The 13342-nt window shown below is 45.2% G+C and carries 17 protein-coding genes; 15 read left to right on the top strand and 2 right to left on the bottom strand.

The features are described 5' to 3' along the window. Window position 1 precedes the first annotated feature (1 nt). From DWV34_RS00840 to DWV34_RS00795, 10 genes are read left to right on the top strand one after another with little or no spacing between them, the layout of a single operon-like run. Window positions 2–502, top strand: coding sequence for a tRNA (cytidine(34)-2'-O)-methyltransferase (locus tag DWV34_RS00840; protein ID WP_009289280.1), 501 nt, complete (start codon window positions 2–4; stop codon window positions 500–502). A gap of 28 nt (window positions 503–530) precedes the next feature. Next, a complete protein-coding gene (locus DWV34_RS00835; RefSeq protein WP_022261202.1) occupies window positions 531–1241 on the top strand; it encodes a DUF975 family protein in 711 nt (236 codons plus the stop codon). Between the two features lie 14 nt (window positions 1242–1255). Further along, complete coding sequence (locus tag DWV34_RS00830) at window positions 1256–1438, top strand: DUF975 family protein (protein WP_009289278.1); 183 nt, start codon at window positions 1256–1258, stop codon at window positions 1436–1438. Between the two features lie 24 nt (window positions 1439–1462). Beyond that, on the top strand, window positions 1463–2200 hold the full coding sequence (locus tag DWV34_RS00825) for a hypothetical protein (protein WP_108912300.1): 738 nt from the start codon (window positions 1463–1465) through the stop codon (window positions 2198–2200). Window positions 2201–2252: 52 nt separating this feature from the next. Then, complete coding sequence (gene proS / locus DWV34_RS00820) at window positions 2253–3689, top strand: proline--tRNA ligase (RefSeq protein ID WP_009289276.1); 1437 nt, start codon at window positions 2253–2255, stop codon at window positions 3687–3689. A gap of 9 nt (window positions 3690–3698) precedes the next feature. Further along, window positions 3699–5048 (top strand): CCA tRNA nucleotidyltransferase, encoded by a 1350-nt coding sequence (locus DWV34_RS00815; RefSeq protein ID WP_009289275.1) that lies wholly within the window; start codon window positions 3699–3701, stop codon window positions 5046–5048. Beyond that, window positions 5045–5842, top strand: a complete 798-nt coding sequence (locus tag DWV34_RS00810) for a glycerophosphodiester phosphodiesterase family protein (protein WP_118475054.1) — start codon at window positions 5045–5047, stop codon at window positions 5840–5842. Before DWV34_RS00815 ends, DWV34_RS00810 begins: the two co-directional genes overlap by 4 nt. Window positions 5843–5900: 58 nt before the next feature. Continuing rightward, window positions 5901–6953, top strand: coding sequence for a D-alanine--D-alanine ligase family protein (locus DWV34_RS00805; protein WP_006567484.1), 1053 nt, complete (start codon window positions 5901–5903; stop codon window positions 6951–6953). A 2-nt stretch (window positions 6954–6955) separates the two neighbouring features. Further along, a complete protein-coding gene (gene murI, locus DWV34_RS00800; RefSeq protein WP_009289273.1) occupies window positions 6956–7774 on the top strand; it encodes a glutamate racemase in 819 nt (272 codons plus the stop codon). Between the two features lie 9 nt (window positions 7775–7783). After that, window positions 7784–8236 (top strand): DUF1934 domain-containing protein, encoded by a 453-nt coding sequence (locus DWV34_RS00795; protein WP_009289272.1) that lies wholly within the window; start codon window positions 7784–7786, stop codon window positions 8234–8236. Here the strand turns inward: DWV34_RS00795 and DWV34_RS00790 are convergent. Beyond that, a complete protein-coding gene (locus DWV34_RS00790; RefSeq protein WP_009289271.1) occupies window positions 8162–8683 on the bottom strand; it encodes a phosphatase PAP2 family protein in 522 nt (173 codons plus the stop codon). The genes DWV34_RS00795 and DWV34_RS00790 overlap by 75 nt on opposite strands. Window positions 8684–8776: 93 nt before the next feature. Here DWV34_RS00790 and DWV34_RS00785 point away from each other — a divergent pair, with 93 nt between their 5' ends. From DWV34_RS00785 to DWV34_RS00775, 3 genes are read left to right on the top strand one after another with little or no spacing between them, the layout of a single operon-like run. Then, window positions 8777–9205 carry a GNAT family N-acetyltransferase gene (locus tag DWV34_RS00785; protein ID WP_022261201.1) on the top strand — a complete coding sequence of 143 codons (429 nt, stop codon included), beginning with the start codon at window positions 8777–8779 and terminating at the stop codon, window positions 9203–9205. 6 nt (window positions 9206–9211) lie between these two features. Beyond that, window positions 9212–9835, top strand: a complete 624-nt coding sequence (locus DWV34_RS00780; protein WP_009289270.1) for a DUF4190 domain-containing protein — start codon at window positions 9212–9214, stop codon at window positions 9833–9835. Then, window positions 9836–10183, top strand: coding sequence for a DUF2752 domain-containing protein (locus DWV34_RS00775; RefSeq protein ID WP_022261200.1), 348 nt, complete (start codon window positions 9836–9838; stop codon window positions 10181–10183). It abuts the gene before it with no gap. 59 nt (window positions 10184–10242) lie between these two features. Here the strand turns inward: DWV34_RS00775 and DWV34_RS00770 are convergent, their stop codons facing one another. Continuing rightward, window positions 10243–11610 (bottom strand): putative bifunctional diguanylate cyclase/phosphodiesterase, encoded by a 1368-nt coding sequence (locus DWV34_RS00770; protein WP_118475052.1) that lies wholly within the window; start codon window positions 11608–11610, stop codon window positions 10243–10245. A gap of 136 nt (window positions 11611–11746) precedes the next feature. Here DWV34_RS00770 and DWV34_RS17830 point away from each other — a divergent pair, with 136 nt between their 5' ends. Continuing rightward, window positions 11747–11875 (top strand): hypothetical protein, encoded by a 129-nt coding sequence (locus DWV34_RS17830; RefSeq protein WP_022261199.1) that lies wholly within the window; start codon window positions 11747–11749, stop codon window positions 11873–11875. A gap of 121 nt (window positions 11876–11996) precedes the next feature. Beyond that, window positions 11997–13310, top strand: coding sequence for an O-acetylhomoserine aminocarboxypropyltransferase/cysteine synthase family protein (locus DWV34_RS00765; RefSeq protein WP_006567474.1), 1314 nt, complete (start codon window positions 11997–11999; stop codon window positions 13308–13310). The last annotated feature ends 32 nt before the right edge of the window (window positions 13311–13342 follow it).

Raw genomic sequence — 13342 nt, 5'->3', positions numbered from 1 at the left:
CATGCTGCATATTGTTCTGCATGAGCCGGAGATGCCGGCCAATACCGGAAATATCGGAAGGACATGCGTTGCCTGCGGCGCGGTCCTGCATCTGATCGAACCGCTGGGATTTAAACTGAATGAGAAGATGATCAAAAGGGCAGGACTGGACTACTGGGAACACCTGGATGTGAGGACTTATGTGAATTTTGAGGATTTTCTTGAGAAAAATCATCATCCTAAGATTTACATGGCAACTACGAAATCCAGGCAGACCTATGCAGATGTCACTTATGGGGGCGCGGATGAAGACGTCTATCTGATGTTCGGCAAGGAGAGTGCCGGGATTCCGGAGGAAATTCTGCTTGACTACAAGGAGACGGCAGTCAGGATTCCGATGCTTCCTGAGATCCGTTCCCTGAACTTGTCCAACTCTGTGGCGATTGTGGCCTATGAGGTGCTGAGACAGCAGAGATTTGACCATTTCCAGAGAGAAGGGCAGCTGCACCGCTACGAGTGGTAGCAAATAAGGAGAGAGAATATGAGAGAGAATGGGCCTTAAGGAAATTCGTAGGTTTTCAAAAGAAAAATTAAAAGAAAATTGGAAAGTTTTAGTTGTTATTCAAACCATTATATTTTTTATCGGCGTAGGATTGTCAGCGTGGCTAGTGGGAACAACCATGCTTTTTCCAGGTTCAATCCTCCAGATCATGGTGGAGCTTATAATGTACGGTCTAATGGCTGTTTTTATCACGGGGAGTGCTGCAGCGTGTCTGAAGGTATTAAAAGGAGAAGAGGCGAAGGTAGAGCAGGTCTTTTATTTGTTCAGGAATAAGACAAAACAGGTTTTATGGCTGATCTTCAGAAAATTTATAATAACTTTGCTGATTGCTTTTCTTATAAACTTTTTTGGCGGTATCATACCTTATGCAATAGGATTGGATGACCCATATATGCCGGCAATTTCGAGTTTCTTGGCTTCGGTTATTGTTGAACTGCGCTATTTTCCGGCACTGTATCTGCTGTTAGAAGGTGAGGAAGAGATATCCCGAAAGGCAATATGGCGGGGAAATGATATGATGCACAAGAATTATATAAGATTATTGGGGCTCTGTCTTTCGTTTCTGCCATGGATGCTGCTTGCCCTGATTCCCTGCGGATTGGGATTATTGATTGTAACTCCTTGGTATCAAATAAGCCTGGCTGTATTTTATACAGATTTAAAGAGACAGGAAAAAAGTAAAATAGAAAAAGGGCATTGAAAAGAAGTGTGCGAATGATGGAAGGCAATTATATCAGCCACATAAGTCTTCAGCTATCTTTCCTGCCGTTTATCCTGTTATCTGTACTTACATGTGGAATCGGATTTTTATTTGTGGTACCATGGAAGAATGTGGCAGAGGCGTTGTTCTATATGGATCTGATCTGCAGAGATAAAAAGTTTGCGGGGCAGATTTGAAGTGGGAGAGTAATGAGAGAGAGAATGAAACTCAAGGATATTTGGGATTTAGCGAAGGTAAGGGCTAAAGATAATCTGTATACTCTGATTTTGATTGAAATTATTATTATAATGATCATCATAGGTCTTGAGACATGGAAAGTAAACTTGGTGGTGCTGTTTCCTGCTCTGCCGGCTGCACTGATGCTGCAGATTTCAAAACAACTGCTGATGTCTGTTTTTTGGACAGGTAATATTTTTGCTTGTATGATGGTAGCCATAGGTGTGGAAGCGAACGTAGACTATATTTTCTATGTATTTGAGAGTAAGTCAAAAGGAATCTTATGGCTGCTTCTCAGAAAAATTTTAATGACGAACGTGTATATGATTTTATTTTCCTGTAGCAGCTATATTTTAAACTTGACACTTTATCTGGATTCTCTCTATCTGTCATTAATAGAACAAATACTGGCTGTTATCGTCGTAGAGCTGCGTTATTTTCCCGCATTATATTTACTTCTGGACGGAGAAGAGCAGAAATGCAGCCCGGCAGTGCGGCGGGGAATCAGCATGATGCATGGTAATTACTTGAGATTAATCGCGTTTTGGCTGTTTTTTCTCCCGCGGCTGTTCATCGGTCTGCTGTTCCTGGTAGTGGGTGTTCTGGTAGTCGCTCCATGGGTTCAGGTTTCTCTGGCCACATTTTATATGGAATTAAAGCAGCAGGAAAAGATAAGAATACGCAGTAAGTCGGAAGATGACATCAGACAAGGCAGTACATGAGAAATAAAAAGATATTTTAAATAAATTAAGAGATAAGAAGGAGATCAATCACATGGCAAAAGAAAAGAAGCTGGTAGAAGCCATCACTGCAATGGATGAAGACTTTGCACAGTGGTATACCGACGTTGTTAAAAAGGCAGAATTAATTGAATATTCCAGTGTAAAAGGATGCATGATCCTTCGCCCCAACGGATATGCCATTTGGGAAAATATTCAGAAAGTAATGGATGCTAAATTTAAAGAGACAGGTGTGGAAAATGTGGCAATGCCGATGTTTATTCCGGAAAGCCTTTTGGAGAGAGAGAAAGACCACGTGGAAGGCTTTGCGCCGGAAGTTGCGTGGGTGACTCACGGAGGGAATAAGAAGCTCGAGGAGCGTCTCTGTGTAAGGCCGACTTCTGAAACTCTGTTCTGTGATTTTTACTCTAATATCATCCAGTCTTACAGGGATCTTCCGAAGTTATATAATCAGTGGGTGTCCGTAGTCCGCTGGGAAAAGAGCACGAGACCGTTCCTGCGCACCTCTGAGTTTTACTGGCAGGAAGGCCATACGGCCCATGCGACAGCCGACGAGGCTGAGGAGCGCACGGTTCAGATGTTAAATATGTATGCGGACTTCTGCGAGCAGTACCTGGCAATTCCGGTTGTCAAAGGACAGAAGACGGAGAAAGAAAAGTTTGCAGGGGCCAATGCCACTTATACGATCGAAGCACTGATGCATGACGGAAAAGCTCTTCAGTCAGGGACAAGCCATAACTTCGGGGATGGATTTGCTAAAGCGTTTGATATCCAGTATACCGATAAGAACAACAAACTGCAGTATGTCCATCAGACATCATGGGGCATGTCCACACGTATTATCGGGGCGATCATTATGGTCCACGGCGACGATTCAGGACTCGTGCTGCCTCCGAAAATCGCACCGGTACAGACGATGATCGTGCCGATCATGCAGAAAAAAGAAGGAGTTCTCGAAAAAGCAGAAGAGATCAGAGAGCGCCTTTCTAAAAATTATAAAGTAAAAGTAGACGATTCCGACAAGAGTCCGGGATGGAAGTTCAGTGAACAGGAAGTTCAGGGAATCCCAACCAGAATCGAGATCGGACCGAAAGATATCGAAAAGAACCAGGCAGTGATTGTGCGCCGCGATACGAGAGAAAAGATTTTTGTTTCTCTTGACGAGATCGAATCAAAGCTTTCCGAAGTGCTTGACCAGATGCAGAAAGACATGCTGGAACGGGCGAAAAAGCATTTGGAGGAGAATACCCACGAGGCAGGAAACTGGGATGAGTTTACGGAGATCATCGAAAAGCAGCAGGGCTTTGTAAAAGCAATGTGGTGCGGGGAAACCGAGTGTGAAGAAGCCATCAAGGACGAGACAGGGGCTACTACCAGATGTATGCCTTTTGAACAGGAACATCTCGGAGACGTGTGTGTGCACTGTGGAAAACCTGCGAAGAAGATGGTTCTTTTCGGAAAAGCATATTAAAGGAATTTTATGTTTAAGATTGAGATACCTGAAAAAGCAAAACAGATCATAAATCAGCTGGAACAGGCCGGCTACGAAGCATATGTCGTAGGCGGCCCGGTCCGGGACTGCATTTTGGGGAAATGCCCTACGGACTGGGACATTACCACATCCGCATCTCCTTACCAAGTAAAGGAGATTTTTTCATATACGATCGACACGGGAATCGCCCACGGTACGGTGACAGTGATGATGGGAAAAGAACCGTTTGAAGTGACCACTTACCGGGTGGACGGAGAATACAGAGACCATAGAAGGCCCGAAGAAGTCTGTTTTACCAAATCCCTGAAAGAAGATCTGCTGAGAAGAGATTTCACTATCAATGCCATGGCATACAATGACAGAGACGGACTGATCGATTATTACGGCGGAGCGGAGGATCTTAAAAAGAAGACCATTCGCTGTGTGGGAGATGCCCGCAGACGTTTTGATGAGGATGCCCTCAGAATTTTGAGGGCGCTGCGCTTTCAGGCACAGCTTGGCTTCGTGATAGAAGAAGAGACAAAGCAGGCCATACAAAAACAGGCGAAGTTCTTAAAAGATATCAGTGCGGAGAGGATTCAGACGGAGCTCACAAAGCTTCTCCTGTCCGATCACCCGGAAACGATCCTTGACGCATTTGATCTGGGCGTTACAAAAGTGGTGCTCCCGGAATTCGACCGGATGATGGAGACACCTCAGAATAACCCTCATCACTGCTATAACGTAGGAGTTCATACGGTGGAGGCTTTAAAAAATACTGAGCCGGACCATATACTGCGGTGGACGATGCTGCTCCACGATGTGGGAAAGCCTGAAGCCAGAGTCGAAGGGAAAATAAAAGACAGTTTTCAGGGACATAACACCATCGGAGAAGAGGTGTCCAGGAAGATTTTGAAAAGACTGAAATTTGACAACCAAACCATAAAGCAGGTGACCAGACTTGTATATTGGCATGACGTACGGTTCGGTTCTTTGGATGAGGTCAGCAAAAAGACTGTGAGACGCTGGGTCAGCAGAATTTCGGTGCCACTGTTTGAGAAACTTTTAAAAGTCCAGCAGGCAGATATTTCAGCCCAGAGCACTTTTATGCAGGAGGAAAAGCAGCAGATCCTTGACCGTACGAGACTGCTGTTTGAGGAAATCAAAGAGGAAAAGGACTGTCTTCAGGTGAAAGATCTGGCTCTTGACGGAAAGGACCTGATCAGTCTGGGAATGAAACCCGGCAGAGAAATAGGAGAAATGCTGGCAGGACTTTTAGAACTTGTTTTAGAAGATCCGGCCAAAAATAAAAGGGAAGTATTGGAGCAGGCTGTCAGGAAGAAAAGAGGAGAGTTATGATCATACTTGTGATTCCGTTTTGTATCTTTCTTTACCTGTATATGATCTATCCCGGGAAGCCAAGAAAACATCCGGTGCTGGAAACGAAATGTTTTGCTCACCGGGGGCTCCATGGCTTTCACGGGATACCGGAAAACTCTATGGAGGCTTTCAGGAATGCGGTTACCTACGGATATGGGATTGAACTGGATGTACAGCTTACAAAAGATGATGTGATGGTCGTCCATCATGATTACGATCTGAAGAGAACCTGCGGTGTCAACAAAAAGATTCGTGATCTGACCTACCGGGAGCTTAAGAGATATTCTCTGATGGAGACAAAAGAACGGATTCCCCGGTTTGCGGATGTGCTGGCTTTGGTAGACGGAAAGGTGCCGCTTCTGGTGGAACTGAAAATGGAGCACTGTGACCGGAAACTCTGTCGGCTGGCGGCAGAAGTGCTGGATCAATACCGGGGACTCTACTGTATGGAATCTTTTCATCCGTTTGCACTGTTCTGGTTCAGGCTAAACCGTCCGGAAGTCATACGCGGGCAGCTGTCCATGAATTTCAGAAAGGATCACCATAAGGGGAACCAGCTTGCCTACTGGGCGGAACAGAATCTTTTGACGAACTTTGCCACAAAGCCGGATTTTATTGCATACAAATATATTTACTGGGAGGAGCCGTCCCTAAAGCTGTGCCGGAAGATTTCGGGAATCCCGGTCTATGGATGGACGTTCCGAAGCAGAGAGGAATATGAAAAGTACCGCAGAAAGTTTTATGGATTTATTTTTGAAAAGTTTATGATATAATGTACGCGAAGCGTGAATATGATAGCATTGCGCACTCGGAAGGAGATGTAAGTCAGAGATGAAGAAAAATATCGCTGTGATCTTCGGGGGAAGATCCTCCGAACATGAAGTGTCCTGTGTTTCGGCTGCCACAGTCATACGAAGCCTGGATGAAGAAAAATATAATGTGATTTTAGTGGGGATAACAAAAGACGGCCGCTGGCTGCTTGTGGATAAATTAAAAGAGATTGAAGACGGAAGCTGGAGAGAATCCAGGGTGAATGCGATTATTTCTCCGGATACAGAAGATAAGGCATTGGTACTCCTCGCAGAGGGTACATACCGGCTGCAGCCTGTGGATGTAATCTTCCCGGTGCTTCACGGTTTAAACGGAGAAGACGGGACCATTCAGGGACTGTTTGAAATGGCTCAGATCCCGTATGTGGGATGCGGGGTACTGGCTTCCGCGGTATCGATGGATAAGGTTTATACAAAGATCATTGTGGAAGACCTTGGAATCCGGCAGGCACAGTTTGTCCATATCCGCAGGAGTGACTTAACTCAGATGGAGGACGCTCTTGACCGGGCAGAGGCAAAGCTTTCTTATCCGATGTTTGTGAAGCCTTCCCGGGCAGGGTCTTCCGTGGGAGTTTCCAAGGCGGAGGACAGGGAAGCACTTTCAAAAGCACTGTCAAAGGCTGCCGAACATGACCGCAATATTTTAGTGGAGGAGACCATCGTTGGACGGGAAGTGGAATGCGCCGTCCTCGGAGGAAAAGAGATAAAGGCTTCCGGTGTGGGAGAAATTCTGGCCGCTGCCGATTTCTATGATTATGATGCCAAATATAATAACCAGGAATCAAAGACCCTGATCGATCCTCCGATGCCGGAGGAGACGAGAGAGGAGATCCGGAAATCCGCAGCTGAGATTTTTAAGGCTGTTGACGGATACGGTCTTTCCCGCGTAGACTTCTTTATTGCAGAGAATGGGGAGGTCGTGTTCAATGAGATCAATACACTTCCAGGATTTACGTCCATCAGCATGTATCCGATGCTCTGGGCGGCCCAGGGAATCAAAACGCCGGCCCTTGCAGACGAGCTGATCCGTCTTGCGGAAGAAAGGTTTGAATAAATATGAGCAGTGTACGTGACAATGCGCCCATCGGAGTATTTGACTCAGGGGTCGGGGGGCTTACCGTAGCCAGGGAGATCATGAGACAGCTTCCCGATGAAAGCATGATCTATTTCGGAGATACGGCCAGGGTACCCTATGGTACGAAGTCGAAAGATACGGTCATCCGGTACTCCAGGCAGATCGTAAATTTCCTGTTGAGCAAAAATGTAAAGGCCATTGTGATAGCCTGCAATACGGCCAGCGCCCTTGCTATGCACAAGCTCCAGCAGGAATATATCGTTCCCATGATCGGCATGGTGCGTCCGGGGGCTATTGCGGCCGCCAGGGCCACGAAGAATCACCATATCGGCATCATTGGAACCAATGCCACTGTAAAGAGCGGCCAGTATGGAAAGTATTTAAGGGAACTGAACCCGGATGTAACCGTGGTGACAAAAGCCTGCCCTCTGTTTGTGCCCCTCGTGGAAGAGGGACTGATCGACGACAGGATCACAGAAGACATGGTATCCAGATATTTGCGGGAGTTTGACCAGTATCAGATCGATTCCCTGATCCTTGGATGTACCCACTATCCTTTGCTGCAAAATCCCATCAAAAATTTTGTGGGTGACAATGTAACCTTGATCAATCCCGCCTACGAGACGGCGAAATCTCTGAGGGAACTTCTGAAAGAAAGGGAGATGGAGGCGGAGAGCGGCCATACAGCTGAGTATCATTATTATGTCAGCGATATGGAAGATCAGTTTCTGAGTTTTGCGGACCGGGTTCTGCCCTGTCATGTGGAAAAAGTACAGCCCATAGATATTGAAAGGTATTAGAGGAGACAAATGAACAAAGAAGTGATTATCAATATTTCCGGTCTTCAGCTGGATGCCGGTACGGAAGAACCTATCGAGCTGATGACGACAGGGGATTACTATCTGAAAAACGGAAAGCACTATGTCATTTATGATGAGCTGACCGACGATTCCCAGGTCGTAAAAAACCGTCTCAAGATCAGCCCGAAGGTCGTGGAAGTAACAAAAAAGGGAGCCAGCAGCTCCCATATGGTATTTGAGCGGGGAAAAGAAAACCTCACTTATTATGACACTCCTTTCGGAAGCCTTCTGCTTGGGATCAATACAAGCAAGATCGACCTTGAGGAGAAAGAAGACAGCATGGCGCTGCACATCGACTACGGACTGTCCATTAACTCAGACCACGTTTCAGACTGTTCCATCGACGTGTCCATTGCGTCGAAGCAGCAGGAACACAGTGACTGCACAGACAGTGCCCAGTAGGATCCCGCCGAGGACATCGGTTGGATAATGTACATACAGATACAGCCTGCTGAACGCGATCAGTGCTGCCAGGACAAAAGCTGGGATTCCCAGCTTTTTGTCGTATAAAAACAAGGATACGGCGGCACAGAAAGAAGAAGCTGTATGACCGGACGGAAAAGAATACTGGCCCGGAGGAGGAATCAGAAGTTTGATATCCCGATAGGTAAAAGGTCTTGCCCGGCCCACCAAAGGCTTGATGATATGATCCCCTAATATGTAAGTAACCAGCATAGCAATGAGCATGCCGACACCCGCTTTTCTGTATTTTTTTGTGAACAGAAGGATAACGGCGATCAGAATCCATATCGTGCCCGCGTCGCCTAAATGTGTGATCCTGGAGAAGAAATCATCCAGGAACGGGGTTCTTATATGTGTTTGGATAAAGTCGAGTATTTGAAAATCCATAAAGGCTCCTCACTTTTTTTATTAAATTATATCACAAAACCGGGCTTCGTGTTATAATATCAAAATGAATTACAACAGATAGAAGGAATGAAGATGATTACACTAGTTGCAAATCACATCGGAGTGGATACCTACCTTTGGCTCCGGGAAGCCGTAGGCTTTAAAAAGCTCACCAGGACTCAGGCCGTGAAGGCGCTGAAAAACAGTCTTTATGTGGTGGCGGCCTATGCGGATGACAGGATCGTCGGCATGGGGCGGATCGTGGGGGACGGAGCGGTCATCTGTTATATCCAGGATCTCATGATACATCCGGACTACCAAAAGGCCGGTGTCGGAAGCAAAATAATTGAAAATCTGATTGCTTTTGTGGAGAGTATCCGGGAGGATGACACAGAGATGATGCTGGACCTGATGTGTGCAAAGGGAAGAGAAGCCTTTTATGAGGCCCATGGTTTTATTTCCAGGCCAAATGAGAGTCTGGGACCCGGCATGATAAGATACCTAAAGGAAAGGAGAGCATAAAAATATATGGAAGAGAAGAGATATGACCCTTATACAGGAGAAGAGATCAAGGAACAGGTGCAGGAGTTTGAAAGTCAGGAAGAGAATGATATCCAGAGAGAGACTGAAGTTCAAAGCGAACCGGAAGCAGAGGAGGTGCAGTCTCAGACAGCTTCATCTGATACGATTGTAGTAGGTGAGAGCGGATATTATTATCAGCAGAATCAACAGGCGAATTACGGATATCAGGGAGGCCAGACCGGCGGACCGGCATATCAGAGTCAGGAAGAGCCCCCTCAGAACAATTATGCAACGGTCTCTCTTGTGCTGGGTGTCCTGGCGATCGCACTGGCCTGCTGCTGTTTTCCGGTATCATTTGTCCTTGGCATCGTTGCGATCGTATTATTCTGTATTTCCCCGAAATACATGGGAAAGAAAGACGGCAAGGCTGTGGCAGGTCTGATCTGCGGCATCTGCGGACTGGTCCTCTCCATCATGATCACTGTTTTCGTGGCTGTAAATCTTGCAGGCGGCGATTTTGAGAGCTACATTAATAATTATGATACTCATGACACCAAGCCTGATAACGATGATTTTTGGGATGATACGGACGATGTAGACACAAATGACAACTGGGACGAAGAAATCTAAATGATGCAAAAGATTCTAAAATTTATTCCGGCATTTCCATGTGTATTTAAGCTGGTCACCAATCTTTACTGCCCCGCCTGCGGAGGGACCAGGGCGGCGCTGGCTTTTTTAAGGCTTGATTTTTTGACATCGCTGAAATGCAATCCAACGTTTGCCTATCTTGTATTGATTGCGGGGTGGCTTGGCATTGGAGCATTGGTCAGGAAAACAGGAAAGGGAACTGGGGAAATCTTTCGTTTCCGTATGTGGATGCTGTATGTGGGACTGGCAGTATTTTTTGGATTTGGGATACTGAGAGATATAGGATTATATTTTTATCATTATGATTATTTGGGAGATTTTTATTAATTAAATGCGTGTAACACAGAAAGCAGTGCGGAAACGAAAAAGGTTCCGGCACTGCTTCATTATTTGAATACTTTCTGCTTCTGCATTGTATCCTTCCATTTTTCAAATTCATCGATTGTCAGGGGCTTGGAAAAATAATACCCCTGAACCATCTCACAATGGAACTGTTTTAAAAGTTCCATCTGTTCCTTTGTTTCTATTCCCTCCGCTACCAGATGGATACCTAACTTCTCTGAAATTTCAATAAATCCGGAGATGATTGTCTGGGCCTTTGGGTTTGTCATATCGACAAAGAACTGACGGTCCAGCTTTATTGTATCCACATCAAAATCCTTCAGCAGTGCAAGTGCAGAATACCCAACACCGAAATCATCCAAGGCACAATGAAATCCCAGCCTGTGCATTTGTTTAATGCAGTTCTTCACCATCTCCCGCTGCTGCTTGTCTAAAAAACTGTATTCGGTTAATTCAAATTCAATCATACCGTCGGGAATCCCATACTTGGCCTTTAATTCAGAAAACTTTCTGAGAAAATTCAGGTCCTTGAAATGCGCTCTGGATAAATTAACGGATATCGGAAACAGATCCTTCTGCTGTTCTATCCGCTTATGAAGATAAGCGCAGACTGTCTCGTATACATACAGATCCAGTCTGCAAATTTTACCGTTCTCTTCAAACAGCGGTATAAAGTCTGAAGGACAGATCATGCCTTTATCCGGATGAATCCATCTGACCAATGCCTCGGCTCCGCTGAGTGTCAGATCAGCCAATCTGACCTTGGGCTGGAGATAGATCTGAAAATCTCGTTTTTTTATGGAGTCTTCAAACATAGTGTTTAGTTCATACTCTAACTGCATCTGTTTTGCCATCTCCGGATGAAAGAAAGAACACGGATCTGTTCCGTGCCGCTGTCTGCAGGCTGTCCTGGCCCGGTCAAGTACGATCGTGACATCCAGTTTCGGGTCATCAACAAGATAAATGCCCTGCAGAATAGTAAACTGATATTCAATATCTGAAGATGCATTAAAAGAATTGATATCTACAGTCATTTTCTGGAGCCGGTATCTGATTGCTTCTTTGCTGTGTTCTTTCAGACAAAGAAAAAAACAGTCTGAATTGTCCCGGGCAGCTATTTCTCCGGTGCAGATGTGCCGGATGAGCTTACTGTAGATATACTTTAATGTATCATTTCCTGCAGCAGATCCAAAATATTCATTTATAAATTTAAAGCCTTTTATATTTAGAAAAACGACCGCATAAGTGGAAGGTTCCATCCGAGCCGCCAGTTTTTCATATGCTGCCCGAAATGCCGTATCATTCATTCCTCCTGTCAATGCATCTGTGAATGCGATCCTTTCAACCTGCTTTTGTCTTAGCCTGTAAAAAAGAATTACAGAAAGAAAAAGAAAACAAACTAAATAAGTCATTATTATCACCCCAATAATACTCCCTTAGAATAATACCACTGTCTCACAAATTCATCAATCATAAATCTGTGTACATATACGCACAGCCTGCCAACAGTACAGTGTCAGTGTCTCAACAGTGAGGAGAGTATTTTCCATGTTAAATAAGCTTGGATTTGCCCGGGCAATGAATGCAAAAGGAACCGGAGCTGTTTTTCAAAATGACGACGCAGCGGTTCTGGACTTTGACAAAATAGGAAGGAGTTACAGCATCTTAGAAAACTGATAAATCCTGAGCACGAATGAGAATCAATAAAATCCCAATTTCCTATTGACTTTATATGAAATGCTTTTTATAATACAACAAAACAATTCATACCAGTCATATAGGAAATGGAGAGAAAGCCATGTATCAGAAGAAATCCAGAGAAGAGAGAAATTTGAAATTTGAAACACTGCAGCTGCATGTGGGACAGGAGCAGGCTGATCCGGCTACTGACGCCAGGGCAGTTCCCATTTACCAGACATCTTCTTATGTCTTTCACGACAGTGAGCACGCAGCGGCCAGATTTGATTTAAGCGATGCCGGAAACATTTACGGCAGACTGACCAACCCGACTCAGGATGTATTTGAACAGCGCATAGCAGCTCTGGAAGGAGGAGCGGCGGCACTTGCCACAGCGTCCGGCGCAGCAGCCATTACATATACGATCCAAAACCTTGCACAAAACGGAGATCATATTGTAGCAGCAAAAAATATTTATGGCGGAAGCTATAATCTTCTGGCCCACACGCTGCCGGAATTCGGAGTGGAAACAACGTTTGTGGACATTTTTGAGGATGGAGCCGTGGAAGCAGCTGTCAAAGAAAACACAAAAGCAGTGTTTATTGAAACATTGGGCAATCCTCATTCGGATGTGGCGGATATAGAGAAGATGGCAGAGATTGCACACAGACACCGGATACCTCTTGTAATCGACAATACATTCGGGACTCCTTATTTAATCCGTCCCATTGAGTATGGAGCGGATATCGTCGTACACTCTGCAACAAAATTTATCGGAGGTCATGGGACTGCCATTGGAGGGGTTATTGTAGACAGCGGAAATTTTGACTGGGAGGCATCAGGGAAATTTCCTTCCCTGACCGAGCCAAATGCAAGCTATCACGGCATCAGCTTTACGAAAGCAGCGGGCAGAGCAGCATTCGTCACAAAGATCCGCGCAATTCTGCTTAGAGATATGGGAGCAGCCCTTTCTCCATTTCACGCATTCCTATTTCTCCAGGGATTGGAGACATTATCTTTAAGAGTGGAAAGGCATGTGGAAAATGCACTGAAAACGGTAGAATTTTTGAGTCAGCATCCCCAGGTGGAGGCGGTGCATCACCCTTCTGTGACCGCAGATGAAGAACAAAAGAAATTGTATGAAAAATATTTTCCAAACGGCGGCGGTTCGATCTTTACGTTTGAGATCAAGGGAGATGACAGGACGGCAAAAGAGTTCATTGACAATCTGGAGATCTTTTCGCTGCTGGCAAATGTAGCCGATGTGAAATCTCTCGTGATTCATCCGGCATCTACGACTCATTCACAGCTGAATGAGGAAGAATTGAAAGAACAGGGGCTGAGAGCAAATACTATCAGACTTTCCATCGGAACAGAGAACATAGATGATATTCTTGAAGATCTAAGTGAAGCTTTTAAGGCAGTTAAAAAATAGAAAGATTCGGATAAAACGATGTCTGCTCAGCC

Source organism: Anaerostipes sp. AF04-45, assembly GCF_003461725.1.
Classification (GTDB): domain Bacteria; phylum Bacillota; class Clostridia; order Lachnospirales; family Lachnospiraceae; genus Anaerostipes; species Anaerostipes caccae.
This window is presented reverse-complemented; position numbering and strand designations above follow the sequence as displayed.

Bases quoted from the DNA above. Each gene is read 5' to 3' on its own strand.
- DWV34_RS00765 (WP_006567474.1), top strand. From the start codon at position 11,997: ATGTATCAGAAGAAATCCAGAGAAGAGAGAAATTTGAAATTTGAAACA.
- DWV34_RS00770 (WP_118475052.1), bottom strand. From the start codon at position 11,610: ATGACTTATTTAGTTTGTTTTCTTTTTCTTTCTGTAATTCTTTTTTAC.
- murI (WP_009289273.1), top strand. From the start codon at position 6,956: ATGAGCAGTGTACGTGACAATGCGCCCATCGGAGTATTTGACTCAGGG.
- DWV34_RS00825 (WP_108912300.1), top strand. From the start codon at position 1,463: ATGAAACTCAAGGATATTTGGGATTTAGCGAAGGTAAGGGCTAAAGAT.
- DWV34_RS00805 (WP_006567484.1), top strand. From the start codon at position 5,901: ATGAAGAAAAATATCGCTGTGATCTTCGGGGGAAGATCCTCCGAACAT.
- DWV34_RS17830 (WP_022261199.1), top strand. From the start codon at position 11,747: ATGTTAAATAAGCTTGGATTTGCCCGGGCAATGAATGCAAAAGGAACC.
- DWV34_RS00775 (WP_022261200.1), top strand. From the start codon at position 9,836: ATGATGCAAAAGATTCTAAAATTTATTCCGGCATTTCCATGTGTATTT.
- DWV34_RS00840 (WP_009289280.1), top strand. From the start codon at position 2: ATGCTGCATATTGTTCTGCATGAGCCGGAGATGCCGGCCAATACCGGA.
- DWV34_RS00815 (WP_009289275.1), top strand. From the start codon at position 3,699: ATGTTTAAGATTGAGATACCTGAAAAAGCAAAACAGATCATAAATCAG.
- DWV34_RS00790 (WP_009289271.1), bottom strand. From the start codon at position 8,683: ATGGATTTTCAAATACTCGACTTTATCCAAACACATATAAGAACCCCG.
- DWV34_RS00810 (WP_118475054.1), top strand. From the start codon at position 5,045: ATGATCATACTTGTGATTCCGTTTTGTATCTTTCTTTACCTGTATATG.
- DWV34_RS00785 (WP_022261201.1), top strand. From the start codon at position 8,777: ATGATTACACTAGTTGCAAATCACATCGGAGTGGATACCTACCTTTGG.
- DWV34_RS00780 (WP_009289270.1), top strand. From the start codon at position 9,212: ATGGAAGAGAAGAGATATGACCCTTATACAGGAGAAGAGATCAAGGAA.
- DWV34_RS00835 (WP_022261202.1), top strand. From the start codon at position 531: ATGGGCCTTAAGGAAATTCGTAGGTTTTCAAAAGAAAAATTAAAAGAA.
- DWV34_RS00795 (WP_009289272.1), top strand. From the start codon at position 7,784: ATGAACAAAGAAGTGATTATCAATATTTCCGGTCTTCAGCTGGATGCC.
- DWV34_RS00830 (WP_009289278.1), top strand. From the start codon at position 1,256: ATGATGGAAGGCAATTATATCAGCCACATAAGTCTTCAGCTATCTTTC.
- proS (WP_009289276.1), top strand. From the start codon at position 2,253: ATGGCAAAAGAAAAGAAGCTGGTAGAAGCCATCACTGCAATGGATGAA.